Genomic DNA, 26,979 nt, shown 5'->3' with positions numbered 1-26,979 from the left:
GGGTGCTAAATCCTTAGTGCGAAATTAAACCCATTTTTTGATAAAGTGGCCGGACTAAGTTTTTTAAAGCTGGCAACTGTTTGGTAAAAACTACCGAGCCTAAAATACAAATTATACCTCCAATGATGACTGTATAGGGAGCGCCGATATAATTTGCCAATCCGCCGGCAACTAAATTCCCAAAGGGTGTCACTCCAAAAAATGCCATCGTGTATATGCTCATCACTCTTCCGCGTTTGTCGTCTTCCACAATTGTTTGCAAAAATGTGTTCCCGCCTGCAAATTGCAAAATGAAACCAAACCCCACAAATAACATCATGATTAATGACAGCCACAAGACGCGGGACAAACCAAAACCTATCAGCCCGAATCCCATAATTGCCGGTGAAATCGCAATCCATTTGCCGAGGCCAACTACACTTTTGCGCGAAATCAAATAAATCGCGCCCGCGAAGGCGCCAACTCCCGAAGCCGCCATCAAAAAACCGAGGGTTTGTGCGTCGCCGTGCAGAATTTTGGTGGCAAAAATAGGGACTAATACTGTGTGTGACATTCCGGCAAAACTGACTAAGGCTAATAGCAGTAAAATTGCTCGAATCGGGGGAAACCCGAAGGCATAAACGAATCCTTCTTTTAATCTTTGTAAGGGTTTGGTATTAGTTGCTGCAATTTTACGGGGTTTGATTTGCATCGCTAATAAGCCTGCAATTACAGCGATGTAGCTGAGTCCGTCAATGAGAAAGCAATAACTTGCGCCGACTGTAGCTATTACCAAACCTGCAATTGCTGGGCCGATTAGTCTGGCGCCGTTGAACATGGAAGCGTTGAGGGCGATCGCATTTGCTAAATCTTCTTTCTTTTCTACAAGTTCCGGTACAAAAGCTTGCCGTGCCGGCGCGTCAAAGGCGTTAATTGCGCCTTGAAAGAAACTCAGTAACAGGATCTGCCAAATGTTAACGACTCCTGTTAGCGCTAAAAATGCTAGCGCTAAGGATTGAACCATCGCTAATATTTGAGTGGCAATTATGACTCGGTGGCGGTTCCAGCGATCGATTAAAACTCCTGCAAAAGGCAGTAAAATTAATGTGGGGATTTGACTTGTAAATCCGACCACGCCGAGCATCCAAGGTGAATCGCTCAAATTGTAGACAAGCCAAACAGTAGCGACTTGCGTCATCCAATTGCCAATCAGGGAGATGCCTTGTCCTGCAAAAAACAGGCGATAATTTCTAGATCGCAGCGCTGGAGGAAGTTGTATTGTTTTGATTTTTGCTAGTAGATTCATGCTGCAAGTACGGCTAGAGCAATCATATTTGATTGGTAAACATTTTGTAGGGGTAGCGCCCCTAAGCCTACCCCTAATTAGCGAAGGGCAACCATCGGGGGACTGCCCCTAGACTCATTATTACGAATCATTGAGAATTGCGATATGAGCCGGAGGTTCTATTTTCACAACTCCCGAAAACCAGGATTTGAGTATTGTTAAATTTTTGCTCGCAGGAAAACGATCGCCACAGTTAAATTTAACTGTGGCGATCGCTTGAATAACGAGAAATTCCTTCCCCAAATTTTTCCCTCAATTAATGCTCAACAGCCAAGTACCGAGATAACGCAGCAAGGGAACGTCCCCAGGAGTGCGGATGCGGACGTTGAAATGGTACATTCCGCCGGGAGATGGGTTTTGGACGTTGGAGAGTACAACCTCAACATTGTTTCCTGCAGGAATTGGTTCTGTGGGGTAAATTTCTATGAATCGATTTTCTTTGTCCCAGATTACTTCTTGCAATTCTATTGTTTTGTCTTTGACGCGCACTTTAATGTCTTTTGGGTCGAATTCGCCTTTGTAGTAGTCTGGATAGGATATGTTCAGTTGGGCGATCGCCAAACTTACTTTTTTGGAAGGAATTCGCAGCCGATATCTATCGCCGCTCATCCCCGCTTTGCCGTAATCTAAGCGATAGTTTAATTGGTTGGCGCGTTCGGGGCCGCCGAAAATCGTGAATCCTGGCATGGACTGGGCTAAACTGATGGCGGGTAATCCAGCCACCAAGCAACCTGTAACCGCTAGTGCTGAAAATAATCGTCGCATAACAACTCCTCTAATTAAACTCTTGGTGAACCTTAAATATTGCTCGCCCGAAATTTGCGATCGTGGCTACAATATATCGCACGTCTCAGCAATTTGATGGGGGCGAGCGATCGCCGGCTGAGGTCACTTTTTTTTGCGTAATTTTTGCGTAATACTGATAACAGACATTCAAACTACAGAATTAGGCGACATAAAATTATATCATAATCGGTGGCAAACTTAACCATTTAGCGAATTTGAATGTATAAGATAAGTTAAAGATACGGGTCGAATTTGGGCGATCGGCTTTAGTATCAACGAGAGAAGTTTAGGGCAACGGCTGCTTCAATGTAAAGCAAGGCATGGGGCGATTAAAAATCGCACCTCAAGAAACCTGCGGAGGCAGGTTTTGTCTGTGTAGGCGCGGCTTCAACCGCCCTGGGAAGGCTTAAATAAGGAGAGTTCATGAAATTAGCGATCGCAAAAGAAATAGCAGCAGGGGAACGCCGGGTGGCTTTAGTACCCGACGCTGTAGCCCGATTAGTCAAACAGGGCGTCGAAGTTTGGGTTGAGGCCGGTGCCGGCGCACAATCCTTTTTCTCGGATCTTGCTTACGAAGAAGCGGGAGCTCAGGTTGTCGCCGATACCGCTAGGCTGTGGGGCGAAGCCGATCTCGTCGTCAAAATCGGGGCCCTGCAAGAATCAGAAGTTCATCAACTCCGGGAAGGAGGCGTTTTCATCGGATTTTTGAATCCTCTGGGAGATCCTGCTTTAGTGCAGCGTTTAGCCGATCGCAAAGTAACGGCATTCAGCATGGAAATGATCCCGCGCACCAGCCGCGCTCAAAGCATGGATGCGCTGTCATCTCAGGGTAACGTCGCCGGTTACAAAGCGGTATTGATTGCAGCCTCCGCTTTGCCGAAATATTTTCCGATGCTGACAACGGCGGCGGGTACGATTCGCCCCGCGAAAATATTGGTAATGGGTGTGGGCGTTGCGGGCTTGCAGGCGATCGCCACTGCGCGCCGTTTGGGTGCGGTAGTCGAAGCCTTCGACATCCGCCCGGAAACAAAAGAACAAGTGCAAAGTTTGGGCGCTAAATTCCTTGATGTCGAACTCAAGGAAGAAACCGTCGCCGCCGGAGGCTATGCAAAAGAACTATCAGAAGCAGCCAAAGAATACACCCGCCAAGTGCTCACCCAACACGTCAGCGCTTCCGATGCAGTTATTACAACCGCTCAAGTTCCCGGCAGAAAAGCACCTATTTTAGTTACTAGAGAAATGGTTTCTCAAATGAAGCCCGGATCGGTAATTGTTGACCTCGCGGGCGAACAAGGCGGCAATTGCGAATGCACGGAAGCGGGGAAAGATGTTGAATGGAACGGCGTTAATGTCATCGGCCCGATTAATGTGCCCTCGTCTATGCCTGTCCACGCTAGCGAAACTTACTCGAAGAATATCTCGGCTTTAGTTCAGTTGATGCTGAAAGATAAGGAACTCAATTTGAATTTTGAAGACGATATCATTGCTGGTGCTTGCGTCGCCCGCGATGGCGAAATTAGCAACCAGCGAGTTCGGGATGCTTTGGCTGCTGAGGCTTCAGCAGTCAGTTAACAGGTTTGTAGTAAGGACTTTAGTCTTTTCTCTCGTTACAATGCTCTGCATTGTAATGTACTCCAGGAGGCTCGGCCTCCAGTCTATATCGAAGGCTCTGCCTCCGATGAATGCGTTAAGAGCATCGGGGATCTTAACGAGTCATTACCAATTACCCCTTGGTGTCAACAAACAGGTCAAACGCAGTCACAGAATGTTGTTTGGTGACTAGGGCAAGATCCCCCCTAGCCCCCCTTAAGAAGGGGGGAACAAGAAGTATTCAAAGTCCCCCTTATTAAGGGGGATTTAGGGGGATCGAGACTCGGCAACAAACGAGAGATATAAAGGACTTTAGCGTTAATTTCACACCAATAACCAATTACCAATTACCAATTGTCATGGCAGAAGGATTGATTGCAGGTTTAGTGGTGTTTACTCTAGCGTCGTTTGTGGGATTTGAAGTAATTAATAAAGTCCCGCCGACGCTGCACACACCTTTGATGTCGGGATCGAATGCGATTTCTGGAATTGCGGTTTTAGGTGCAATTCTGATTTCTGGCCAAGGTAATGTAACTGTTACTTCGATTTTGGGGACGATCGCGATCGCCCTGGCCACAATTAACGTAGTCGCCGGTTTCTTAGTAACCGATCGAATGCTGCAAATGTTCAAGAAAAAAGAGGTTAAAGCGTGAGCGATTTTCTGCCCAGTGGCATTCAACTAGGTTATTTAGTTGCCGCATCTTTGTTTATTATCGGTTTGAAACAGTTGGGTTCCCCTGCAACCGCGCGTCAAGGGAATGTGTTAGCTGCGATCGGGATGTTAATTGCGATCGTCGGTACGTTGCTGGAAAAGCAAGTCATCAGCTACGAATTGATTGCTGTCGGAATAATCATCGGTTCCATTTTGGGAACAATTATGGCGAAAACCGTCGCGATGACGGATATGCCACAGATGGTGGGTTTGCTTAACGGTTTTGGGGGCGCGGCTTCTGCACTCGTTGCTGTGGGCGAATTCTGGCGCTATCTCAGCATCCCGGAATCGCCAACTCCAGACGCGACAATCACGATCCTTTTGGGTGTGCTCATTGGCGGGATTACTTTCACTGGTAGCCTTGTGGCGTTTGCGAAGCTGCAAGAATTGCTGCCGGGTGCGCCTATGACGTTTCCGCTGCAACAGCCGTTTAATGCCATGCTGGCGATCGCACTTTTAGCCGGCAGCGGTTATATGCTGACGAATCCCGAAAATGTGCCGGTATTCCTGGCTTTGGTGGCGATTTCCAATATTTTGGGAATCATGTTTGTGCTCCCGATTGGCGGTGGCGATATGCCGGTGGTGGTGTCGCTGCTTAACTCTTATTCGGGGATTGCCGCGAGTGTGGCGGGGTTCATTTTGATGAACAATATGCTGATTATCGCTGGTGCATTGGTGGGCGCGTCGGGGATTATTTTGACGCAAATCATGTGCAAGGCGATGAATCGATCCTTGGGTAGTGTACTGTTTAGCGCCTTTGGTAGCGGTGGCGGTAGTGCTGGGGCTGCTGCTGGGGCTGCTGGTGGTGCCACTGACAAAACTGTTCGCAGCATCAATCTCGAAGAAAGTGCGATGATGTTGGGTTATGCGCGATCGGTTGTAATTATTCCGGGTTACGGGATGGCTGTAGCGCAAGCACAGCACGCCGTGCGCGAGTTAGCCGACGGTTTGGAAAAAATGGGTGTTGACGTGAAATACGCAATTCACCCGGTGGCTGGGCGGATGCCGGGGCACATGAATGTGCTGTTGGCGGAAGCAAACGTGCCTTATCCGCAGTTGTACGATATGGACGATATCAATCCGCAGTTTGAAGAAACGGATGTGGCGTTGGTGATTGGTGCGAATGATGTGGTGAATCCGGCGGCGCGTCACGATACGGCGAGCCCGATTTATGGGATGCCGATTTTGGAGGTTGATAAGGCTAAGCATACGATCGTGATTAAGCGCGGGATGAGTGCTGGTTTTTCCGGTGTAGATAATGAGTTGTTCTACAAGGATAAGACGATGATGTTGTTTGGTAGCGCTAAGGATGTGGTTGCCAAATTGGTTTCTGAGGTGAAGCAGTTGTAGGATTTTGCAACCGCAGATGAACGCGGATTAACGCTGATGATTAAACCCGGTTTCTTGGATAAACCGGGTTTTTGTTTTGGGTTTGTTTGAGATTGTGTCTGGTTGATTTGCAATGTTGTAGGGGCGGGTTTTACAAACAATAATTGACTAAAATTAATAATTTCGTAAACCCGCCCCCTCCATGCTAGAAGGATGCCAGCGGACTTGATATTATGCAATGCTAGCTTGGTTTAAATATCCACTGGAGATGGGTGTGTGTGAAAATCCTTGTTCTCTGGCTTTTTGAAACCATTTTTCTGCTTCAGTGCGATCGGCTGCTACACCATCAGCACCGCAAAGATAAATTCCTGCTAAGTTGTTTGAGGCAACACCATAGCCTTGCTCAGCGGATTTGATGTACCATTTAATTGCTTCTAATATCATCTTTTCTCCACCTAATCCTAAATGATACATACTCGCAATGATGCACTGAGATTCAGCATTGCCCTCTTCTGCTAGTGGTTTTAACAAGGTAAAGGCTTGGGTATAATCTTCGTTATTAAAAGCCGCTAGACCTTTTTCTAAGTCTGACATTTTGGTTCTCCGTTTTTTATGTGAACTTTTACGGCCCTGGAAAGTTTTCGTCAAAAGATTGAGGACAGGGACGATCTTTGGGCCAAGGGAATGTTGCTAAAGCTGCGTAACCCTTGCATTTATAAGCACAAATTTTAAAGTTACTCGTAGGATCGGGAGACAAGAATTCTCCACTATATTCGCATCTTTTGCATGGCGGATAGCTGGTAGATTCACTGCTATCAGTGTTATCGGGTTGCATGGTAACAAAAGGCGATTTATTACAACTTTTAGTTAATATTATAATAGCATCAAATAAAAATAACTAATAAATTCGCTCTAATTGTTGAGATTTCTTATTTTGCTCTTTTATATTACGCATTTTTAAGACAAATGGTGATGGATTGCGATCGTATTCAGCTTCAGATTTGAGGCAATATTCTAACCAATCTCCTACATATTTACCTACAGTTTCTTGATTTTCCAGATAGTACAAAATCGTAGCATCAACTTGAGCCATAGTTAGTGTCCGAAATTTTTGAGCTATGGCTTCTGGAGTTTTGCCGCAGTGGATGTATTCGTACTGTTGTCTTGACTTCATAATTTGAAGTGGCGGGCTGCCAAGCTCAAACAATTATAGTTTTACTTGAGATTATATCACATCTTTCGCTGTTCGGTGGAGACGGGCGATCGCCCTATACAATGCTAGCTTGGTTTAAATAGTCACGGGCGATCGGTGCTAGTCAAATATACCTGCGATCGGAGAATTTTTAAATATAATGAAATCCTAAAGAATTAATAGAACGGCAAAAATTGTACTAACCTTAGAGCTAAAGTCAATTCAATTAAAAAATTTTCAACTATGTCAGATCAACCTTTTAACATCCGCCAACTAAATGACCTAGATTATGACGAAGCAGAACCACTCCTGGAAGATTATCAGGAAACGCTAATCGAGCTATTTGTCAATTCTCCCGAAGGAGAAGAATACTGTAAAACTTATCCAGACGTTGGATTTTGGATCTCGCAGTTCATTTATTACGGTTTTGGCTATGAAGGTTTTACGCTGCCTCGAATGAAAGTGGAAGATGTGGCAACTGTAGTCGAAGAGTTGTTTCCCAGGAAAGTGAGTTTGCTTTCGCCGGAAGAAGGTGAAAATGCTATCCCGGAATTATTGGCGTTCTGGCAATTTTTGAAGCGAGAATTTAAACTGCGAAATGCCACTTCAATTATCAAATACCTGCGGGATATCGAGCCGGAATTTAAGGATATTATGGAAGATTCCTCTAAATTTGGATTTGCCAAATCCTTTGTAACGCTCGGTCATCAAGCAGGGTTTGATATGAGTACGGGGGAAGGTCTAACACAATTTCAGGAGATATATAATGCTAGCATTGCTCCTCTACTTGCAGCTAAAAACTCCGAGACATCGGGATTTTCCAGCCAACCGATAAGTGGTAGTGCTGTCAATGAATCTAAAGCAAGTAAAGAAAAACAAAAAAAAGCAAAAAATACGGCGGCTGAATCGAGAAAACGCAACCGCACTAAGAAAAAATGAGGTTTAGCAAGTATCTATCCTCACTTCACTCTTCTTCGGATTCTTCTCAGCATCTTGTTAGCTTCTTCCCTCCCGCGAAACTTCAAAACTAATAAATAACACATCAAACAAAACCCGAAAATTCCTAACACGATCGCACTTTCTTCCGGTGAGTTGGTAGTTCGCTCGAACTTCCCACTCACCGGACTTCCTTGGATGTTGTTAGTTCGATCGATCGTGCGATCGTCCGCTTGCAAGTTAAAATTGTGTTGTTCGATCGCATTACTCTTTTTAAATGTGCGATCTATTTCTTGAAATGACTTCGCCTGTTCGCAGCTTGTTAAGGATAATCCAATAAGGATAAAAATTAAGAAATAACAGGGCGATTTCACGATTTTTACTTCCATTTATGGAGAAAGCGACTAAATGAATATAAGGCTGACTCGTGTGAAGGCATAAACCGGGTTTTTTGCGAAAATACTTCGTATACAGCCACAAATTCCCTGAAAAACCCGGTTTATTTGGTCTGAGTGCGCGGTCAGAAACCGGGTTTTTTGCGAAATACCTCGTACACAGCTACAGATTATCTAAAAAACGCGGTTTATTTAGTCTGAGTGCGTAATTCCTGCGAATAATTTCTACAATAGCGGTGTATGATTTTCTCGATCGCGCATTAATAAAATTCTACCATTTTTTCAATTGCAGCTATAGGTGGGGAATCAGTATTGCCAGAATTTGGCAGCGCCGAGGGCGGGCGATCGCGCTGATTCAATCGCTATAATCTAGCTAATAGATTGCATTCAAATTCTGTTGGTTAATTGTAGATATTTGTCAGGATACGGCACTGCCGTATCCCTACCCAAATTGTTTGTAGGGACAGGGCACTGCGGTGTACTATAACCCGGATGTTATTCAATCTTAATTAGATAGCCAACAATCACACTAAAAAAATTAGAAAAACAACTATTTGCCTTAACTCTTGGTGAAAAAACTCAGGCAATACAGCTATTAGTTCAAAGTTTAAGCAATACTTGGCAAGGAATCGAAAAAAACTCCGGGGGTGTGTGGTGGCGATGCTAGAATTGCCAAGACTCGCATACCTATTTGGTTGCTGGTAAATTATCGCATTCTGGGTGCAAGTGATGTGCGGATTTTGCAAGACTTTCCTCATTTGAGTGCAGCATATTTGGCGAATGCTTGGGCTTATGCTGAGGCACATTCAGAGGAAATTGAAGCAGCGATCGCTAGAAACGGGGAAGCCTAAAACATGGCGCGAATTTGCTATAATCTAGATAAGATATTCCGGTGATCGCACTTATGACTATACAAGAATTAGAAACTCAAGTCTTAACCTTAAGTCTCGCTGATAAAGCTAAACTAATCAGCATCCTAACTCAAAATTTAACCAACGGTTCTTTAGGCATTAAAAAGACTCCCGGTGTCTGTGGAGGGGATGCCTGTGTCGGCAATACTCGCATACAAGTTTGGGTACTGGTGGGTTATCGCCGTCTCGGATGCAGCGATGCGGAACTTTTTAAGTGCTATCCCCATTTGACTGCGGCTGATTTAGTCAATGCTTGGGCTTATGCTGATGCTTACCCAGAAGAAATTGAACAAGCAATTAGAGAAAATGAGGAAGCCTAAAACATGGCGCGACTTTATGCAGACGAACAGTATCCGTTGCCAGTAGTTGAGTTTCTTCGACCTTTAGGTCACGATGTATTAACAGTTCAAGAAGCCGGAAACGCAGGATTAGGAATTCCTGATGAGGATGTATTGGCTTTTGCAGTGAGTAATGAGCGAGCAGTTTTGACTCTCAATCGAGGGGATTTCATTCGACTGCATCGCTCACAACCCAACCATGCTGGTATTATCATTTGTACTCAAGATAGCAACTGGGAAAGACAGGCGACCCGAATTAATGAGGCTATTTCTGCGATCGATACTTTGAACGGTAAATTGATTCGAGTTAACCGTCCTTCGACATAAAAAAAAGTAGATCCCCCAAACCATCCTACAAATCTTATAAATAAATCCCCCATTGCTCCCAAGATTAGGTAAAATTATTGGCGTGTCTGAGGATAAACTATATGCGCTGGGTTCGATATATTGCGATCGCGATCGTCAATGGTTTCGGTGTCGTCATCGGTATTATTTGGGTTGCAGTCCCCACAACAGTGGCTCAACCTTCCCTAAACTACCAACTCGCACTCTCCGGGCGACCGTCAGAGGGCGAAAATCCGCAATCCCTTTCCGAACTCTACAAATTGCGCGATCGGCTGAAAGTACAATTAGATAACCTTGCCAAAACTTCCGACAGCGCCCCGTTTCCCGCAGAACTTTGGCAATCAGCAATCCACCGTCAACAATCTCAAACTCTGACGCAGCAACTCCAAAGCGTTCAAAGTCAAATTCAAATAGAAGAAAGAGCCAAATATAATTGGGACGATGCTGCTAAATTAGCCGCCAAAGCAGTCGAAATTGGACGCACTTCTAATCATTCTTCTGCTACTTGGGAAGAGTCCCAGCGGCTGTGGCAGTTGGCTATCAATACGCTGCGACTCATTCCTCACGATTCTTTTTTGGCCGATGGGGCGATCGACAAAACCATCGAATATCAAGGAAACCTCAGTGTCGCTACCTATGAAATGCAAGTTGCACGTTCTGTTGAGAAAATTAGAGCCGAGGAAGAAGAGATAAGAGAGCGAGCTCGCAAAGAGCAAGAGAAAAAAGAATTTGCTCGTCGAGAAATAGAGAGAAAAGAGCAAGAGAAAAAAGACCTGGCTAGAAAAGAACTAGAAAGGCAAGAATTCCAAAGGCAAGAATTGGTTCGCAAAGAAGTTGAAAGGCAAGAATCAGCCAGAAAAGAGCTTGAAAGGCAAGAGTTTGAAAAGCAAGAATTAGCCAGAAAAGAACTAGAAAGGCAAGAATTCCAAAGGCAAGAGTTAGCTAGGAAAGAACTTGAAAGGCAAGAATTAGCTCGTAAAGAAGTTGAAAGACAAGAACTTGAAAGGCAAGAGTTAGCCAGACAAGAACTTGAAAGGCAAGAATTAGCCCGACAAGAATTAGCCAGACAAGAACTTGAAAGACAAGAATTAGAGAGAAATCAGCAAGCAACTACTCAACCAACTCCTGAATCAACTGCAACACCAACTCTGACCCCAGTTACACCCGCCGCGTCGCCGCCGAACTTTTTCTTTGCGGGAGATACTAACAGAGATGGCCAAATTAACGAGCAAGACGAAGCTGGAAAAGAACAATGGTCTTTGTCTAAGGGCGCGCTAATTTTATTTAACGATCGCAATAACGATCGCGGCAAGATACCGACTTGGAAACAAACCAAAGTTATGGTTCCCCGCCGTGCAGCAATGCTTTCTCAAGTTAACTTAACACTATCTGAAAACTTCAAAACCTCTCAGTTATTTATCACGGCTGACAGCATAGCCAGCCCTCACATCAGCGTTTTTCAGAAAACTGGCGAGGGCTGGCAACCTGTAGATATATCCGGTGCTAAACCTCTAGTTTTTAGCACGAATATTGTTTTAGGTGTGGAAGCCAAACAATTTGCCGATCGCAATTGGAACGGCACTGTAAATCTCAAAGCAACTGCCCAAAACAACGGCCAAGAAATCGCCTCCACAACAATCCAAATGGGCGTTAGTCCTTGGATGATAGCGCCCAATACAGCACCAGTAACCGAAGTTCAGGTCAGCGACAGAGGCGCGGTAAACAGCGAATTTATCTCGCAACTAAAACAAGCAGTAGAACCCACGGGCGCCAAAGTAAAAATTCTCCAGGGCGATCGCACTTGGATGCAAGATACCCAGAAAAACGGATTCGTTCAACTCCCCGAAGAATCGGAGATACGCCAGTTTAATGTAGCCCTAAAAAGCAATAGTGAGCCAGAGAAAAACCCGCCTGTTAAATCAACTCAAGACCGGGATCTGAAAGTAGTTAAAATTGGCAATCCTCGTTCTTTAGACCCTGTAAGTCAGTGGTCTGACGGATACGGCAACTTGCAGGTGACACCGCCGATTCCCGGACACGCAATGGGTCGAGTTTATTACGGTAATTCGGGAAATTCTAGTTTTAATCCAGAGGTACTTGATTTTATTCAAGCTCAGAGAATTCAAGGGCCACCAGTGGATATTGATACTTCTTGGCTTTTGACTCGCCAAGTCGATGAAATTATCAATTTTATTCCCACTCAAACTCCCGGACAATATGTAATGGCGATCGCCAGTCCCGAAGCTGGAGTTAAGCTGTTGGAAGAATTGGAGGGAAGAGGTTACGGCGATGTGACGATTAATCGTGGTTTGAGCACTCAAACAACTGTTAGCGCCGCCTTGAAAAACCGTGCTTTAATTCAACACAATCTCTATTTGCAAAATCAGAAACTTAATCCGATTATAGAGAAGTTGAAAAGAGAGTTTTTACTCGGAGACGACCAAATTATTCAAGTTCCGGTGATGTTTGGCTACAGCGGTTATGCTTGGTGGCCGAATATGGTCAATTCGGTGCCAGTTAACGGCAAGTTGTTAGTTTCAAATCCGCGCGGGCCAATGATTGAGGGTGTAGATTACACTCAGGAAAGATTGCGCCAACTGCTGCTTCCTGCTGGCGTCAGCGTTAGTTTTCTGGATGATAGGTATTATCAAGAATTGAAAGGAAACGTGCAGTCGGCGACGAATACTGTGAGGAAGCCAGAAGACCAGCCTTTTTGGCAGTCTTTGCCTAATAATTACTAATTGGGAATCGGGAATCGGGAATCGGGAATGGGGAATCGTGAATCAGGAATTTGTAGGGGCGGTTTCACCAACAATACTCGCCTGTAACGAACAATCTCGTAAACCCGCCCCCACCCAACAGTAAATCTCAATATACCTCCTAAACCCGCCTTCCTCTGCTAATATTTAGGAAAAATATGCTAGGAGTTTAAGATATGGCTACCCTGCAAATAGAAAACATACCAGAGGAATTGTATACGAGGCTGCAAGAGTTAGCCGATGCTCAAAACTGCTCGATTAGCGCGTTTGCGATCGCCATTTTAGAAGCCGAGTTGTCAACAGAGACAAAACCCCTCTCAGGAAAAGGTAAAAAGTCTGTAACAGAACTATTGGCAGAAATCAGCCGTCGTCGCGAGTCTCGTCCGGCGAATATGGGGATGATACTAGATAGTACCGCTTTAATTAGAGAGGATCGCGACAAATAATATCTTGCACCATTTTTATGAACAGGCAAGATGCCTGTTCCACAAAAGTACCATTTTCTTGTCTGGTGGTTTATTTTTACCAGTAAAAAGCTCGATCGCTATAATATAGATACGACATTCTCAGCAGTCAAACCCCTGATTAACTATGACACTAAAAGAATTAGAACCGCAACTGCTTTCCCTGACTCCGCCCGAGAAAGCTCAAGCAATACAGATATTAGCTCAAAGTTTAGCCAACACCTGGCAGGGAATTGAAAAAACTCCCGGTGTAGTCGGCGGTAATGCCAGGATTGCAGGGACTAGAATTTCTGTTTGGGGATTGGTAGAGTCTCGTCGATTAGGTGCAACTGATGCTCAACTTTTAGAAGATTATCCGCATCTTAGTGCTAGCGACTTGAAAAATGCCTGGGCTTATGCTGAAGCATTTCCTGACGAGATTGAAGCAGTAATTAAGTTGAACAATATAGACTAATATCATGGCAGGTTTGTATGCAGATGAACAATTCCCTCGGGTAGTAGTTGAATTACTTCGCGCTCTCGGTCACGATGTGCTTACTGTACAAGAAGCAAGTAATGCAAATCTGGGCATTCCTGATGAAGATGTTCTGGCTTTTGCTGTCACAAAGGAACGGGCAGTTTTAACACTCAATCGAATCGATTTTATTCGGCTGCACGCTTCACAACCTAATCATGCTGGTATCATTGTCTGCAAAGACGATCAGCAGGACAGACAGAGGATGGCTACACGTATTTCGGAGGCTATTTCTAATGTGGAAACATTGAGAGGAATGCTGGTTAGAGTCAATCGTCCATCTCAATAAGTAACAGAGATTTAAAAAATTGGTAAATTGCGATCGCCCCAGCAGATAGATTTCTAGATAGACACGGACGGCATTTTGTCAATAGCCGTGCCGTATGGATGCTGTGCAGGCGATCGCACCAGTAACGTAAAATGTCTAAAAGCGGTCTTTGTAAAATAATTTTAGCCCCATGAGCGACGAACAGGAAAAAAAACAAATTTTGACTCAGCAACCGGAAACAATTTCCACTGCTAGCGATGAGTTCGATCGCAGTGAAATTGCCAGTGCCGATGCACCTTCAGCATCAGTAGAAACTCCCGCAGAAATTGCCGCGCCCGAAGATATTTCAGCGCCAATCGACGAAGCCGAAACAATTCCAATGGCAGCCGATATCGCGCCGGAAACAACTCAACTTGCAAGTTATCCGCCTCCAACAATTCCAAATGTCAACCCCGATCCCAAACCAGCTCGCTCCTGGCAAATCTTAGCAGTTTTTCTCAGCGGAATGTTAGTCGGTTCCGTCCTCAGTCTCGGCAGTTTGCTAGCGTGGAGAATGTATCAGGAAAGAGTGAACCTTCAAATCAAACTACCCGCTGACGTACCCCTTCCCGAAAGCCCTCCCCCTGTCGCAACAGCGCCCGCCAACCGTCGGCCCGGACTTCCCCCAGCACCTGGAAGAGGACTGCCCGCCAGCATCCCTCCGTCGCCCAGCCCCACTCAAATACCCTCTGTGTCTGGCGTTCCGCAACTTGCTTCGCCGTTGCCTTCTCCTTTGCCTTCTCCTTCTCCAACTCCCGCTGCAGTTGAAACCCCTGTAACCGAGCGAGTTTACTTTCAAGCCGGTGCTACGGGAACTACTCTGAGCAATAGTTTGCGAGCCAACATATCCAGGCGCTACTTACTGGAGTGCAATAGCGGCCAAAGCATGACAATAAAGGTTCAAGAAGGTCAAGTTAGCGCCGCAATTATTGCTCCTAACGGTGAAAGTTTAGGTACTGCTGATAGTACAGGTCAGTGGCAAGGTCAATTAGCCAGTAGCGGCGATTATACTATTGAAATTTCAGGCGATCGCCAAGCAAACTACCAAGTGAAAATTGAAGTTAAATAGCAACTATAATTGTATCAGGGGGTAGTTACACAATACATAAACCCGCCCTGGTTGCCAATAAAAAATTACACATTACTAATTACCAATGGTTGCACAAATATCTCCCAGCATCTACGAAGCAAAAACTCAAGAAATTGCCAAAGAAATCCTGAAGGCAACTCAAGACAAAAAGCGCTCTTTTTTCGGTCAACTCCAAGACCAAATGCGCTGGGACGACAAACTCATGGATTGGGCGATGGCTAGCCCCGGACTGCGGGTGCAATTGTTTCGATTTATTGACTGTTTGCCGGCCCTCCGCAGCAAGCCGGAAATTGCCCGCCACCTGCAAGAATACCTGACGGCCCAAGAGGTAGAATTGCCCGAAGCTTTGAAAAAATTGCTCAATTTTACTAACGCTGATTCGATTCCTGGACAATTGGCAGCGACGACGGTTGCGCCTGCTGTGGAAACTTTGGCGCACAAGTATATTTCTGGGGAAAATATCAAGCAGGTAATTAAAACCTTAGAGCGACTTCGCAAAGATAAAATGGGTTTTACAGTTGACCTTTTGGGGGAAGCTGTCATTACTGAAACTGAGGCGCAAATTTATCTTAACCGCTATTTGGAATTGATGGAGGAACTGGCTAAGGCAGCCAAGAATTGGCCGCAGGTAGATGCAATTGACAAAGCAGACGGCGAAACTCTGCCGCGAGTGCAAGTATCGGTAAAGTTAACGGCTTTTTATTCTCAGTTTGACCCGTTGGATGCTAAAGGTAGCGAGGAGAAAGTAAGCGAGAGAATTCGCCTGTTACTGCGCCGCGCCAAGGAGTTGGGCGCTGCTGTTCATTTTGATATGGAACAGTATGCTTACAAAAGTTTAACTCTGACCATTCTCAAAGACTTATTGCTAGAGGAAGAGTTTCGCAGTCGCACGGATATTGGAATTACATTGCAAGCATATTTGCGCGACAGTGCCCAAGATTTGCGAAACCTGATTTCCTGGGCAAAAAAACGCGGAAGTCCGGTAACAGTGCGTCTGGTAAAAGGCGCTTACTGGGATCAGGAAACTATCAAAGCGATGCAGAAAGATTGGCCGCAGCCGGTCTACAATGACAAAGTTGCTACCGATGCAAATTTCGAGCAGATGACGCAGTTGCTGCTAGAAAATCACGAATATTTGTATGCAGCTATCGGCAGTCATAATGTACGATCGCAAGCGAGGGCGATCGCCATTGCCGAGACTCTCAATATACCGCGCCGCCGCTTTGAAATGCAAGTGCTGTATGGCATGGGCGACAAATTGGCTAAGCTTTTGGTCGATCGAGGTTATCGCGTCCGAGTCTACTGCCCCTACGGCGATTTGCTGCCGGGAATGGCTTATTTGATCCGCCGTTTGCTGGAAAATACCGCCAACAGTTCTTTCATCCGGCAAAGTTCCGAAGAAATGCCGATCGAACAATTGTTAGCCGCGCCCGTTGCTAACGGAAATGACCAGCTAGTTTACAGCAAAGTATTTCCCAACGTTGCCGATACCGACTACGCCAATACCAAATTGCGGCAACAAGCAGAAACAGCCATCAAATCAGTGCGCGGCAACTTAGGTAAAACCTATTTACCGCTAATCAATGGCGAATACCAAAATACTGAAGCAACAGTTAACTCTCTCAACCCTTCCAATCCTACAGAAGTAGTTGGCACAATCGGATTGATTTCCGAAGAACAAGCCAAACAAGCCCTTGAAGCAGCAAAAGCAGCCTTCACAGGTTGGCGAAAAACCCCCGTCCGACAGCGCGCCGGCGTCCTCCGCAAAGCCGCAGAATTGATGGAACAGCGGCGGCACGAACTGTCAGCTTGGATGGTGTTTGAAGTCGGCAAACCCGTCAGAGAATGCGATGCCGAAGTTTCAGAAGCTATTGATTTTTGCCGCTACTACGCCGATGAAATGGAACGGTTGGAACAAGGGAAAAATTACGACGTAGCCGGAGAAACCAACCGCTATACCTATCAGCCGCGCGGCATTTCTTTAATCATTTCGCCTTGGAATTTCCCCCTGGCAATTCCCGTCGGCATGACAGTTGCCTCGCTGGTTGCAGGTAATTGCACTTTGCTCAAACCTGCAGAAGTTTCCTCAGTAATTGCAGCGAAAATAGCTGAAATATTGGTAGAAGCCGGAATTCCAAAAGGCGTATTTCAATACGTGCCTTGCAAAGGTTCAACAGTGGGCGCTTACATGGTGAAACATCCTGACGTTCACATGATTACTTTCACCGGTTCTCAGGAAGTTGGCTGTCGGATTTATGCCGATGCTGCGATTTTGCAGCCTGGGCAAAAACACCTGAAACGAGTAATTGCTGAAATGGGCGGCAAGAATGCAATTATTGTCGATGAAAGTGCGGATTTAGACCAAGCAGTTGCAGGCGTAGTTTATTCGGCATTTGGATACAGTGGCCAAAAATGTTCTGCTTGTTCGCGAGTAATTGTGGTCGAATCGGTGTACGATAATTTTGTGGCAAGATTGGTAGAAGCGACGCGATCGCTCAATGTCGGCCCAGCAGAAAATCCCGGCACTCAAGTCGGCCCTGTGATCGATGCAAATGCCCATTCGCGCATCCGTGAATACATCGAAACAGGCCGCGCCGAAGCTCAAATAGCTTTAGAAATGCCGGCACCGGAAATCGGCTATTTTGTCGGCCCAGTCATTGTTACCGAAGTATCGCCCACAGCAACTATCGCCCAAGAAGAAATTTTCGGCCCGGTCTTGTCGGTGATTCGGGCAAAGAATTTCAGCGAAGCGATTGTTATTGCTAACGGTACGAATTTTGCTTTAACCGGCGGATTGTATTCTCGCACGCCTTCACATATCGATCGAGCCGCATCGGATTTTGAAGTCGGAAATCTGTACATCAATCGCGGAATTACCGGCGCTGTGGTATCGCGGCAGCCCTTCGGAGGATTCAAACTTTCGGGAGTTGGTTCTAAAGCGGGGGGCCCGGATTATTTGCTGCAATTCCTCGAACCCCGCACCATAACCGAAAATATTCAGCGGCAAGGTTTTGCGCCGATTGAAGGAGTAGATGATTAATCATTCCTTTGTTTGTAGTGAGGACTGAAGTCCTTTTTCTGGCTGTTAAGTTAGTAGGGTGCGCCTAGCGCGCACCTTACGGGTGGGGTAACAGTAAAAATTTGTGCTAGATTAGCTAGTTATAAAATGGAATCTACGAAAGATCGCGATCGACTAAATTCTCACAACCCTTCACTTGATAAGTGGCTGCGATTTTTAATTATCGCCGTATTAATCATAGGCATTTTATTTCGCTTCGCCAATCTCGATCGCAAATTTTACTGGATCGACGAAACATATACTTCTTTGAGAGTTTCGGGCTACACCGAAGCCGAAATAATCAAACAAATTTCGTACCAGAAAATAACCTCGCCTGCGGATTTACAAAAATATCAGCAGATAAATTCCGAAAATACTTTAAGGGATACCCTGAATTCTTTAGCAACAGAAGACCCCCAACACCCGCCTCTGTATTATGTACTAGCGCGATATTGGGCGCAATGGTTCGGCAGTTCCGTTGCAGCAATGAGAAGTTTGGCCGCCGTGATTAGCCTGCTAGTATTTCCCGCAATTTATTGGCTGGCTTGGGAGTTATTTGAATCTTCAGCAGTAGCGTGGATGGCGATCGCAATTTTCGCAATTTCTCCCTACCACATCCTATTTGCCCAAGAAGCAAGACAGTACAGTTTGTGGACATTAACTACTATTTTATCCAGTGCAGCGTTGTTGCGAGCAATGCGCCCTGAGTCAACTCAAAATGCGCTCGCCCTCGTTCTTTCCTGGGCGCTTTATGCAGGCACAGCAACACTGGGATTGTACACACACTTGTTATTTGTCTGCGTCGCTGCAGCCCACGCAATCTACGTCGCAGTTATTGCCAACTGGCGCGATGTGAAAACATTCATTTCCTATTATGTAGCATCTTTAATCGCATTGAGTGGCTTCATGCCTTCCCTGGTAAATACTGTAGAAAACTTCAATCAAGTTAGAAGCACAACAGCATGGGCTGAACAGACAAATTACTTAAGATTAGTCAGCAGGTGGGTTGGTTCCGTCAGCATAGCATTTTTTGATATTGGCATTGATGGAACTGCCAACGCCACACAACTAGCCTTGCTAATTCCAGTTGCTATCATGATTCTAGCTTTAGTTGGCTATGCCCTTTATTATCTATGCAGACAAACACCAAAGCGAGTGTGGTTGATTGTATTGTTATTAATTGCAACAACTGCTTTGTTTTTAGCAGTACCTGATATAATCAAGGGTGGAAGGCGATCGGCAAATCCGCGATATTTAGTTCCTTGTTATGTGGGAATCCAGCTAGCAGTGGCTTACCTGTTGTCTACGAAAATTAGTAACAATTTGGAGAACTTCAAACAGCAAAAACTGTGGAAAATAGTTATAGTTGCAGTTTTTTCCGCAGGTATTATATCCGGTGGAGTTAGTTCTCAAGCAGACATTTGGTGGAATAAAGGCAGCGGTTGGTTGGGTGCATTGGAAGTAGCTAGGACTGTCAATCAAGCCAGCAATCCCCTAATTATCAGCGATGCCAATATCGCATATATGATGCCTTTAAGTTATTACCTAGAACCAAAAGTCAAACTGCTAATAGAACCCCGCTGTTACACATCTTGCTACAAAAATCGAGAATTGGCAAAGAAAAAACCTCAACCCCCGCAAATTCCCAGCGGTTTCAGTGAGTTGTTTTTATACAGACCTTCCTCTACTTTGCGATCGGCAATTGAGCAACAAAACTATCAAATAGATCCGGCTGACACTAATGTCGATCTTAATCTATGGAAAATTACCAAAAAACAATCTAAAACTTTAAGGTAAAAAACACTGGTTTGCTGCCCAAAAACAAATGTCTGATTCACTGCGACATACTGCCCATAAATGGCATTTGGGGAAGTATGTCGCAAGGAGAGTTCGATAGGTTTGCTTTTCGTGGTAAGCTAAAAGTTAAGAATAAAAAAATAACATCAAAAATCTCAAATGACAATCACTGAAACCTCTAACATTCGTAAACTGCTGTGTGATCCAGACTTAGGGCTGATTCCTCACCTAGAAAAGTGCCTGGAAGATTTGCACTCATCTGCGATCGCCAGCGGAGAGAAATTCAAGGTAGAACCTTATGATATAGAACTCAAAAGCTGCCACACCCAGAAGCATCCCAACGACCAAAAACCCATCGTCACTCAGTCAGTGTTAATAAAAATCCCCCTGACTGGAAAAGTTCAAGACAAGATGCAACTATATCTGATCGCAACTGAGTTGCAGAACCAAATCGACACCAAAATAATCGACTGGAGTGCCTTAGAACGCCGCCAATATGACATTCACGGCATCCCCTTAAAGCAGCCCATCACCAAAATAGATGGCGAGATGAATTACGAGTTAGTATTCGATCGACCAACCTACTGCTGCATCACTCTGTGTCGCCAATTTGACTTAAGTTACGCCGCCAATTTTTAATACCAATTCTGAAAAGTAGGGACACGGCAATGCCATGTCCGGCGCGGGGAGTAGGACACGGCATTGCCGTGTCCCTACGGATCGCTTTTAATAATTGGTATAAGATTGAGGATTGTAGATCGATCGCACTTGCATCAAATTCAAACCGCTCGATTGGCAGTTTCCGCAAGAATCCTCTTAATATCAGCAGGAGTCAGACTCGGATTAGCTTGTAACATTAAAGCTATCACGCCGGATACTTGTGGCACTGCCATTGAAGTACCCGCAACATATCGATAGGGAATCCCCGGTTGAGAAAGTGGCACAGTTGAATAAAGGTCACCAGAATCCGCCCTACCACCGTCGCCGCCGGGACCCACAAAATAATTAATTGCCTCCGAACCCGCCCGGTTAGAATACTCCCCAAACAAGCCATTTCGGGTAACACCACCGACAGCAATTCCTACCTCATTGGCAAACCGAGCCGGATAATCTACTTGTGGGCGAGCATAATTTCCCGCCGCCGAAATCACGATCGCACTTTGAGCTTCAGCCGCTCGAATAGCATCCAATTCTTGAGCATTGAACTGTTGACCGCCCAAACTCACATTTATTATCTTCGCTCCATTTGCCACCGCATAATTAATCGCATTAATTTCATCCCGAATTTTACCCACCCCTGCCCCATCAAGTATTTTCAAAGGCATAATCTTCGCAGTTGGAGCAGTTCCAGTAATCCCAACCCCATCTTTTTTCGCAGCAACTAAACCCGAGATATGAGTGCCGTGACTGTTATCATCCATCGGGTCATTATCGTTGTTGACAAAATCCCATCCTCGGAAATCGTCAACAAAGCCATTGCCATCATCATCAACCATGTTGCTAGCTTTATTACGACCGATCGCATCAACGCCGGTTTCCCCCGCATTGCTCCAAATATTCCCCGTCAAATCCGGGTGATTGTAGTCAACTCCGCTATCAATAACTGCCACCACAATTCCGTCTCCAGTCAAGCCCTGGGCCCAAACCTCTGGAGCTTTAATTAAATCTCTGCCCCACTCGTCGCCACCCAAATCGGGAACATCAGGAAAAGGTGCAATACCTTGAGCTTTAGCAACTGCCGCTGCTGCATTCACCAAACCGAACCCAAAACGAGAGTCAAAACCTTGCAAGTTGCTAGGATTGTTAGGAGAAACAGTTGCAGGAGTTGCAGACAGATTGAGGGAGAAATTTGTACTGCCTTGGTATTGATAAACTCGGAGAAAGTAAGTTCCTGCGGCTAAACCGTCGATGTCGATCGACTCCGGCGATAAATCCGGTTGTTGAGAAGAAGCAATAATATCGGTGAAGTCAATAGAATTGTCGCCGTTAAGATCTTTAATTAATGCCACGTCAACATCCGCCGTCAAACCGCTGACAGTTAATTTAAAGTCGCTAGTTGCAGGCAAAGTAAAGCGGTAAAGGCCGTCTGGCCGGGCGTTGCTAACCGAGTCTGCGATCGTTTGAGTGCCACCCAAAACGCCTAAATCGCGCGCTTGATCCAGTTGGTTGCCCAATACGGTAGTTGCAGAGATGAATGTATCGGCGAGGTCTTGTGGAGATGCGTTGGCTACCAAGCCTAAAATAGCATTGGATTGGCGAATTTTAATTAATGTATTGGAAATACCGGGGGCGATCGATATTTCTTCGAGAATCAAGTCAGCTTCGGTAAGATTGTCAGTCAGTCCGATCGAATCCACAAAACTGTTGAAGTCAGTAATCACGTCTGCAGCAGTCGGATCGGAGACTGCGGAGTCGCTGCGGAGGACAAAGGTATCTGGGCCCAAACCCCCTGTCAGCGTATCTTTACCCCCATCGCCCACTAAAACGTCGCTGCCAGAGTCACCGTTGAGCACGTCATCTCCCTTACCTCCCTGCAAGGTATCGCTGCCAGCATCGCCAAACAGGATGTCGCTGCTGACACCGCCGTTAAGCAAATCGTTGTCTGCGCCCCCTAACAGCGTATCGGAATTGCTGCCGCCGAGAATGCGATCGTTACCATTATCACCGCTAATTATTTCGGCATCCGACGAACCGACAATAAAATCGTTGCCGCCGAGGGCAAAAAATCCGTTAGGATAAGGAGTCAAAAAGCCCGGAGTCAAGGCGAAACTATTGGGGCTATCATCTAAAAGATAGGAAAGACCGTCAGGGCTCGGGCCGGGCATAGAAATGTACTCCTAGTGAGGTATATCGATCTAAATTTTAGATTTTAAATTTAAGTTTGTGGTTAAGAACGCCCTAAATAGTCTGTAAGGCGGGCATTACGCACAGTCTGTAGAGGCCTGCATAGGTTAGGTTAAACTGAGATGTTCCACCCTTCTCAATTACTTGTTTAGGAACAGGCAAGATGCCTGTTCCACAAAAATGTTGAGTTATTGTGGAACGGGCATCTTGCCCGTTCTTGACAAGGGTGCAAGATTTAAGGTTAAACAGATTTTTTCCGTCATATCATTCCCTGTAAATCAACCACAATTCCGCCTTAGCCCCTCTAAAATGTAAAATCTAAAACAGTATAACTTAATCCCAAATTCAAAATCGGGATCAGAAAATGGGAAAACAACACTTGCATCGAATTCAAAATTTTTTCAACATCGCCAAGTCGCATTTAAAGCCTTATTTGCGCTATTTGATTTTGGGCGGGACGTTTTTATTTATTGCCAAAGCTTTTTTAACTCACTGGCGAGAAGTCGCGAATATCCAAATTCGAGCCGAAAGTTTTCCGTTACTGGCGATCGCCCTTGGCGTCACTTTACTTTCTCTAATTTTCGTCGGCTGGGTGTGGATGTTGATTTTGCGGGAATTCCGTCAACCTGTAACTGCCGCCTGGGCGATTCAAGTTTTTCTCAAAACTAATATTGCCAAGTATTTGCCGGGGAATATTTGGCATTTTTGGGGCAGAATATTGGACGCCAAAAAAGCAGGCATTTTCCCGAAAGCTGCTACTCTCAGCGTGTTGCTGGAACCGCTGCTGATGGCTTCGGCGGGCGTTTTGATTGGGTTGATTTGTTTTGACAAATTCAATTGGTTTTTGCGGATTGTCGGTTGTGCTGCTATTTTAACGGCGATTCATCCCCGAATTTTAAATCCGATCGTTCTCTTTGTAGAGCGGTTGAAGTTATCAAAGAATAATGGAGAAAATTCAAATACTGGGGAGGCTGCGGGCGAGGAACTGAATATTAGTGCAGAGTCTACCTCAAATCTACCTAAAAAAACATCGAATGTCAAGTCAAACCGCAAAATTAATTTGCCAATTAAACGCTATCCTTTAGTGCCGTTAATCGGACAAATATGTTTTATCGGATTGCGGGGCTGCGGTTTTTTGCTAACTGTAACGGCTTTAACTCCGGTGCAATTTAGCAATATTCCCAACTTGTTCGGTGCTTTTTGTTTTGCGTTCGTTGTCGGTTTAGTAGTACCGGGAGCACCGGGGGGAATGGGAGTATTTGAAGCAACGGCGATCGCCCTGCTGTCCGATCGCTTTTCTACGGGTATAATTCTGGGTGCCGTGGCCTTGTATCGGATAATTAGCATTCTGGCGGATGTTTCGGGTGCTGCTTTGGCAAAGCTCGATCGCCAGCGCGATCGGCACAGTCCAAAAAGGTGAATTTAAAACTAAATATTCTCGTGATTGTAGGGTGCGGGGCTGAGAATGTGAGATTATGTGCGATCGAACAACAAACCTATTTAATTGCGGATGCGATATCAGATTAAAGCATTTTTTCCAGAAATTGCTTGGCGCGATCGCACTGAGGGTTGCTAAAAAACTCCTGCGGTGGCACATCTTCGGCTACCTTTCCGCCATCGAGAAACAATATCCGGTGGGCGACTTCCCGCGCAAAACCCATTTCGTGAGTTACAATTGCCATCGTAATTCCCGTTTTCGTCAAAGCTTTCATCACATCTAACACTTCTTTAACCATTTCTGGATCGAGTGCAGAAGTCGGTTCGTCCATCAACAAAATTTCCGGTTCCATAGCCAAACAGCGGGCGATCGCCACCCGCTGTTTTTGTCCCCCCGAAAGCTTAGAAGGATAAACCTCGGCCTTATCTGACAAACCCACTTTTTCCAGCAATTCTAACCCCTTCAGACGCGCCTCATCCTTAGCCACCTGCTTCACCTTTACAGGCGCATACATCACATTTTGCAGCACTGTCATGTGCGGGAACAAGTGGAAATGCTGAAAAACCATCCCCACTTTCTGGCGGATTTTCAGAATATCTACCTTCGGCAGAGTAATATCCACCCCGTCAATGTATATGTGTCCAGAAGTCGGAATTTCCAGTAAATTCAAACACCGCAAAAAAGTAGACTTGCCGCACCCCGAAGGGCCGATAATGGCAATCACTTCTCCTTTATGAATCTCAGTAGTTATCTCGCGCAAAACCTTCAGATTGCCAAAAGATTTATACAGGCGATCGACCTTAACTGCTACTTTGGAGTCTGCGTTCGAGTACATTGGCCCCCCAAGTTAAACTAAGCACCATCAAATAATAAATTGCGCCGACAAATATCAAAGGTTCAAAGTAAATATACTTTTCTGCTCCCACAATTGTAGCGCGGCGCAGCAAGTCTTCTACGCCAATTACTGAAACTAAAGCTGAATCCTTCAGCAAAGCAATACTTTCATTCACCAATGCAGGCAAAATATTTTTCAAGGCTTGCGGCAAGATAATATCGCCCATCATCAGTTTGTAGGGAACGCCAAGGGATTCTGCGGCTTCTTTTTGACCTTTATCTACGGCTTGAATTCCCGCGCGGATTGTTTCGGAAATATAAGCCCCAGAATTCAAGAAAAAAGTAATCACGCCAGCTTGCAGCGCCGATATATTATAGCCCGTAAGCTGCGGCGTGGCAAAATAAACTAACGTCAACTGCAAAATTAGCGGTGTTCCGCGAAAAATTGAGGTGTAAGCAGTCGCAAACCAGAACAGCGGTTTAATGCTAGAAATCTTAAACAGAGACAGCACGATTCCCCAGATAAATCCCAGAAATGCCGACAGCAAGGTAAAAGTTAGCGTTACCCAAATCCCGGACAAAATATAAGGCAAACTCGGCAAGATTTTGCCAAAATATAACCCGAACTTGGGCGCTACCGCAGGCTGATTTGCTTGAGCAGATTCTTGCGGAATCGGTCGAGAAAACCACTTAGTAGCTAGTTCCTTAATTTGACCGCTGGCTTTCATTTGCTGGAGGACTCGGTTGAATTCTGGAACTAATCTCGAACCTTTGCTAAAGGCGATCGCCGAACCGCTTTCTTCAGTATTCGGAATTGTGTTAAATTCCAAGTCCGGGTTCGCTGCTGCATAACCCGTAGCAACAGTATCCTCGATCACTCCTGCCGCGATGCGGTTCGATTTAATTTCTTGAATAATGTCAGGAATCCTATTGAGAGCAGCCAGTTGCACACCGGGCATTTTTTTCACAGCTTCCTGCTGAATGCTTCCGAGTTGAACGCCTACTTTTTTCCCGGCTAAATCTTCAGCTTTGGTCAAATTGCTGCCTTTATTGGCGACAATTGTATTTTGAGCTTCGTAGTAAAGGTCAGAAAAATCAACATTTTTTTTCCTTTCTGCTGTGGGAGTCATTCCAGCCATCACAAAATCGGCTCTTCCGGCCTGCAAAGCGGGAATTAAGCCGTTAAAATCCATGCCAACTACTTTCAGTTCGTAGCCTAATTTTTTAGTAATATATTTGGCAATATCGATGTCAAAACCGATGATTTCGTTGCCGCTAACAGCCGTATCTTTAAATTCATAGGGCGGGTAGTCTGGGGAAGTCGCCAGTGTTAAAGTCTTGTTGGCTTGGGCGTAGCTGGCGATCGCAATTAAACAAAAGGCGATCGCGATCGCCGCCGCCAGCATTGATTTTAATGTTAAACGTTTCATATTGAACATTGTCCTAAAAAATCCCCTCGCCAACAAAACATACCACAAATCGGAATCAAGTCATCCTTGTAAAGGAAGATATACTCATGGACGCACGGGTTGCCAGAAACCGGGTTTGATGGACAAACAAACTGCATAATTAGCCTTTAAAAAGGGTAAAAAACCCGGTTATAAAGGTATTAATGCGCCCAGGGCTAAAGATAGATAATTCTGCCACCAACTTATATTTAAAAAATGTCCCACCTCCACAATTTTTAACATTTTAGGAAGTAAAGCTTGTCCGCACAATTCTCACCCATGTTGTACCGTTGTCCAAGTTGCGATCGGTATTTGTAATCATCCAGCATATTCCATTTGTGGAACACGGTATTCAGTAGATCAGAGCAAAAGCTGATTGGGCGCGGGTTCCTTACGATTTGTTGGAACTGATCTCGAATCGGATTGTGAATGAGGTTAAGGGGGTGAATCGGGTGGTTTACGATATTACTTCTAAGCCGCCGGGAAAGATCGAGTGGGAGTGATACCATTGTCGATTATTGATTTTCGATTTGGATAAATGCCGTCTGTAAGTCCTGTGTTAATTACA

Annotated in this window: 23 protein-coding genes and 2 pseudogenes; 17 read left to right on the top strand and 8 right to left on the bottom strand. The window is 45.3% G+C overall.

All coding sequences use genetic code 11. From position 1 onward, the window contains the following. Window positions 1–13 precede the first annotated feature (13 nt). A complete protein-coding gene (locus QUB37_RS16175) occupies window positions 14–1,285 on the bottom strand; it encodes an MFS transporter (RefSeq protein WP_333163669.1) in 1,272 nt (423 codons plus the stop codon). 291 nt (window positions 1,286–1,576) lie between these two features. Further along, a complete protein-coding gene (locus tag QUB37_RS16170) occupies window positions 1,577–2,089 on the bottom strand; it encodes a DUF2808 domain-containing protein (protein ID WP_333163667.1) in 513 nt (170 codons plus the stop codon). Between the two features lie 444 nt (window positions 2,090–2,533). Between QUB37_RS16170 and QUB37_RS16165 the strand changes: the two genes are divergently transcribed. The 3 genes from QUB37_RS16165 to QUB37_RS16155 all read left to right on the top strand — a co-directional run bounded on the left by QUB37_RS16165 (window position 2,534) and on the right by QUB37_RS16155 (window position 5,762). Next, complete coding sequence (locus tag QUB37_RS16165; protein ID WP_333163665.1) at window positions 2,534–3,682, top strand: Re/Si-specific NAD(P)(+) transhydrogenase subunit alpha; 1,149 nt, start codon at window positions 2,534–2,536, stop codon at window positions 3,680–3,682. A gap of 377 nt (window positions 3,683–4,059) precedes the next feature. Further along, a complete protein-coding gene (locus QUB37_RS16160; protein WP_106150865.1) occupies window positions 4,060–4,353 on the top strand; it encodes an NAD(P) transhydrogenase subunit alpha in 294 nt (97 codons plus the stop codon). Beyond that, on the top strand, window positions 4,350–5,762 hold the full coding sequence (locus QUB37_RS16155) for an NAD(P)(+) transhydrogenase (Re/Si-specific) subunit beta (RefSeq protein ID WP_333163663.1): 1,413 nt from the start codon (window positions 4,350–4,352) through the stop codon (window positions 5,760–5,762). Before QUB37_RS16160 ends, QUB37_RS16155 begins: the two co-directional genes overlap by 4 nt. A gap of 210 nt (window positions 5,763–5,972) precedes the next feature. On the opposite strand, the gene QUB37_RS16150 is transcribed toward QUB37_RS16155, so the two are convergent. Beyond that, window positions 5,973–6,335: a tetratricopeptide repeat protein gene (locus QUB37_RS16150; RefSeq protein ID WP_333163661.1), complete on the bottom strand. Its 363-nt coding sequence runs from the start codon at window positions 6,333–6,335 to the stop codon at window positions 5,973–5,975. 304 nt (window positions 6,336–6,639) lie between these two features. Beyond that, window positions 6,640–6,915 carry a hypothetical protein gene (locus QUB37_RS16145; RefSeq protein ID WP_333163659.1) on the bottom strand — a complete coding sequence of 92 codons (276 nt, stop codon included), beginning with the start codon at window positions 6,913–6,915 and terminating at the stop codon, window positions 6,640–6,642. 261 nt (window positions 6,916–7,176) lie between these two features. On the opposite strand from QUB37_RS16145, the gene QUB37_RS16140 reads away from it, so the two are divergent. Further along, on the top strand, window positions 7,177–7,872 hold the full coding sequence (locus QUB37_RS16140) for a hypothetical protein (RefSeq protein ID WP_333163657.1): 696 nt from the start codon (window positions 7,177–7,179) through the stop codon (window positions 7,870–7,872). Between the two features lie 20 nt (window positions 7,873–7,892). Here QUB37_RS16140 and QUB37_RS16135 read toward each other — a convergent pair whose 3' ends face one another. Then, entirely contained in the window at window positions 7,893–8,243 is a 351-nt protein-coding gene (locus tag QUB37_RS16135) for a hypothetical protein (protein WP_333163655.1), read from the bottom strand. Window positions 8,244–8,787: 544 nt separating this feature from the next. Here QUB37_RS16135 and QUB37_RS16130 point away from each other — a divergent pair. The 11 genes and pseudogenes from QUB37_RS16130 to QUB37_RS16080 all read left to right on the top strand — a co-directional run bounded on the left by QUB37_RS16130 (window position 8,788) and on the right by QUB37_RS16080 (window position 20,486). Next, window positions 8,788–9,115 (top strand): annotated as a pseudogene (locus QUB37_RS16130) (DUF433 domain-containing protein). A gap of 53 nt (window positions 9,116–9,168) precedes the next feature. Further along, window positions 9,169–9,495, top strand: coding sequence for a DUF433 domain-containing protein (locus QUB37_RS16125; RefSeq protein ID WP_333163652.1), 327 nt, complete (start codon window positions 9,169–9,171; stop codon window positions 9,493–9,495). A 3-nt stretch (window positions 9,496–9,498) separates the two neighbouring features. Further along, window positions 9,499–9,840, top strand: a complete 342-nt coding sequence (locus QUB37_RS16120) for a DUF5615 family PIN-like protein (RefSeq protein ID WP_333163649.1) — start codon at window positions 9,499–9,501, stop codon at window positions 9,838–9,840. Window positions 9,841–9,941: 101 nt separating this feature from the next. Next, window positions 9,942–12,599: a protein-arginine deiminase family protein gene (locus QUB37_RS16115; protein ID WP_333163647.1), complete on the top strand. Its 2,658-nt coding sequence runs from the start codon at window positions 9,942–9,944 to the stop codon at window positions 12,597–12,599. A 194-nt stretch (window positions 12,600–12,793) separates the two neighbouring features. Beyond that, window positions 12,794–13,063: a FitA-like ribbon-helix-helix domain-containing protein gene (locus tag QUB37_RS16110; RefSeq protein WP_333163644.1), complete on the top strand. Its 270-nt coding sequence runs from the start codon at window positions 12,794–12,796 to the stop codon at window positions 13,061–13,063. Between the two features lie 145 nt (window positions 13,064–13,208). Next, window positions 13,209–13,535, top strand: coding sequence for a DUF433 domain-containing protein (locus QUB37_RS16105; protein ID WP_333163642.1), 327 nt, complete (start codon window positions 13,209–13,211; stop codon window positions 13,533–13,535). A 4-nt stretch (window positions 13,536–13,539) separates the two neighbouring features. Beyond that, on the top strand, window positions 13,540–13,884 hold the full coding sequence (locus QUB37_RS16100) for a DUF5615 family PIN-like protein (RefSeq protein WP_172190526.1): 345 nt from the start codon (window positions 13,540–13,542) through the stop codon (window positions 13,882–13,884). A gap of 169 nt (window positions 13,885–14,053) precedes the next feature. Next, a complete protein-coding gene (locus QUB37_RS16095; RefSeq protein ID WP_333163638.1) occupies window positions 14,054–14,971 on the top strand; it encodes a hypothetical protein in 918 nt (305 codons plus the stop codon). Between the two features lie 85 nt (window positions 14,972–15,056). Further along, window positions 15,057–18,032, top strand: coding sequence for an L-glutamate gamma-semialdehyde dehydrogenase (gene pruA / locus QUB37_RS16090; RefSeq protein ID WP_333163635.1), 2,976 nt, complete (start codon window positions 15,057–15,059; stop codon window positions 18,030–18,032). A gap of 126 nt (window positions 18,033–18,158) precedes the next feature. Continuing rightward, window positions 18,159–19,847, top strand: a complete 1,689-nt coding sequence (locus tag QUB37_RS16085; protein WP_333163633.1) for a glycosyltransferase family 39 protein — start codon at window positions 18,159–18,161, stop codon at window positions 19,845–19,847. A gap of 159 nt (window positions 19,848–20,006) precedes the next feature. Further along, on the top strand, window positions 20,007–20,486 hold the full coding sequence (locus QUB37_RS16080; protein WP_333163631.1) for a hypothetical protein: 480 nt from the start codon (window positions 20,007–20,009) through the stop codon (window positions 20,484–20,486). A 140-nt stretch (window positions 20,487–20,626) separates the two neighbouring features. Here QUB37_RS16080 and QUB37_RS16075 read toward each other — a convergent pair whose 3' ends face one another. Then, window positions 20,627–22,672 (bottom strand): S8 family serine peptidase, encoded by a 2,046-nt coding sequence (locus tag QUB37_RS16075; protein WP_333163628.1) that lies wholly within the window; start codon window positions 22,670–22,672, stop codon window positions 20,627–20,629. A 383-nt stretch (window positions 22,673–23,055) separates the two neighbouring features. Here QUB37_RS16075 and QUB37_RS16070 point away from each other — a divergent pair, with 383 nt between their 5' ends. Continuing rightward, window positions 23,056–24,111: a UPF0104 family protein gene (locus QUB37_RS16070; RefSeq protein ID WP_333163627.1), complete on the top strand. Its 1,056-nt coding sequence runs from the start codon at window positions 23,056–23,058 to the stop codon at window positions 24,109–24,111. 103 nt (window positions 24,112–24,214) lie between these two features. Here the strand turns inward: QUB37_RS16070 and QUB37_RS16065 are convergent, their stop codons facing one another. Further along, complete coding sequence (locus tag QUB37_RS16065; protein WP_333163624.1) at window positions 24,215–24,964, bottom strand: amino acid ABC transporter ATP-binding protein; 750 nt, start codon at window positions 24,962–24,964, stop codon at window positions 24,215–24,217. Continuing rightward, window positions 24,930–26,393 carry an ABC transporter substrate-binding protein/permease gene (locus QUB37_RS16060; protein WP_333163622.1) on the bottom strand — a complete coding sequence of 488 codons (1,464 nt, stop codon included), beginning with the start codon at window positions 26,391–26,393 and terminating at the stop codon, window positions 24,930–24,932. The genes QUB37_RS16065 and QUB37_RS16060 overlap by 35 nt, the downstream gene beginning before the upstream one ends. A 389-nt stretch (window positions 26,394–26,782) precedes the next feature. Between QUB37_RS16060 and QUB37_RS16055 the strand changes: the two are divergent. Then, a pseudogene (locus QUB37_RS16055) lies at window positions 26,783–26,914 on the top strand (GMP synthase (glutamine-hydrolyzing)); the annotation flags it as partial. Window positions 26,915–26,979 lie beyond the last annotated feature (65 nt).

Origin of the sequence: Microcoleus sp. AT3-A2, from assembly GCF_036705685.1 — a bacterium.
Lineage (GTDB): Bacteria > Cyanobacteriota > Cyanobacteriia > Cyanobacteriales > Microcoleaceae > Microcoleus.
Note: the sequence above shows the minus strand (reverse complement) of the source record. Positions and strands in the feature narration are given on the sequence as shown.

Coding starts and splice junctions, on each gene's coding strand:
- QUB37_RS16175 (WP_333163669.1), bottom strand. CDS start 1,285: ATGAATCTACTAGCAAAAATCAAAACAATACAACTTCCTCCAGCGCTG.
- QUB37_RS16170 (WP_333163667.1), bottom strand. CDS start 2,089: ATGCGACGATTATTTTCAGCACTAGCGGTTACAGGTTGCTTGGTGGCT.
- QUB37_RS16165 (WP_333163665.1), top strand. CDS start 2,534: ATGAAATTAGCGATCGCAAAAGAAATAGCAGCAGGGGAACGCCGGGTG.
- QUB37_RS16160 (WP_106150865.1), top strand. CDS start 4,060: ATGGCAGAAGGATTGATTGCAGGTTTAGTGGTGTTTACTCTAGCGTCG.
- QUB37_RS16150 (WP_333163661.1), bottom strand. CDS start 6,335: ATGTCAGACTTAGAAAAAGGTCTAGCGGCTTTTAATAACGAAGATTAT.
- QUB37_RS16145 (WP_333163659.1), bottom strand. CDS start 6,915: ATGAAGTCAAGACAACAGTACGAATACATCCACTGCGGCAAAACTCCA.
- QUB37_RS16140 (WP_333163657.1), top strand. CDS start 7,177: ATGTCAGATCAACCTTTTAACATCCGCCAACTAAATGACCTAGATTAT.
- QUB37_RS16125 (WP_333163652.1), top strand. CDS start 9,169: ATGACTATACAAGAATTAGAAACTCAAGTCTTAACCTTAAGTCTCGCT.
- QUB37_RS16120 (WP_333163649.1), top strand. CDS start 9,499: ATGGCGCGACTTTATGCAGACGAACAGTATCCGTTGCCAGTAGTTGAG.
- QUB37_RS16115 (WP_333163647.1), top strand. CDS start 9,942: ATGCGCTGGGTTCGATATATTGCGATCGCGATCGTCAATGGTTTCGGT.
- QUB37_RS16110 (WP_333163644.1), top strand. CDS start 12,794: ATGGCTACCCTGCAAATAGAAAACATACCAGAGGAATTGTATACGAGG.
- QUB37_RS16105 (WP_333163642.1), top strand. CDS start 13,209: ATGACACTAAAAGAATTAGAACCGCAACTGCTTTCCCTGACTCCGCCC.
- QUB37_RS16100 (WP_172190526.1), top strand. CDS start 13,540: ATGGCAGGTTTGTATGCAGATGAACAATTCCCTCGGGTAGTAGTTGAA.
- QUB37_RS16095 (WP_333163638.1), top strand. CDS start 14,054: ATGAGCGACGAACAGGAAAAAAAACAAATTTTGACTCAGCAACCGGAA.
- pruA (WP_333163635.1), top strand. CDS start 15,057: ATGGTTGCACAAATATCTCCCAGCATCTACGAAGCAAAAACTCAAGAA.
- QUB37_RS16085 (WP_333163633.1), top strand. CDS start 18,159: ATGGAATCTACGAAAGATCGCGATCGACTAAATTCTCACAACCCTTCA.
- QUB37_RS16080 (WP_333163631.1), top strand. CDS start 20,007: ATGACAATCACTGAAACCTCTAACATTCGTAAACTGCTGTGTGATCCA.
- QUB37_RS16075 (WP_333163628.1), bottom strand. CDS start 22,672: ATGCCCGGCCCGAGCCCTGACGGTCTTTCCTATCTTTTAGATGATAGC.
- QUB37_RS16070 (WP_333163627.1), top strand. CDS start 23,056: ATGGGAAAACAACACTTGCATCGAATTCAAAATTTTTTCAACATCGCC.
- QUB37_RS16065 (WP_333163624.1), bottom strand. CDS start 24,964: ATGTACTCGAACGCAGACTCCAAAGTAGCAGTTAAGGTCGATCGCCTG.
- QUB37_RS16060 (WP_333163622.1), bottom strand. CDS start 26,393: ATGAAACGTTTAACATTAAAATCAATGCTGGCGGCGGCGATCGCGATC.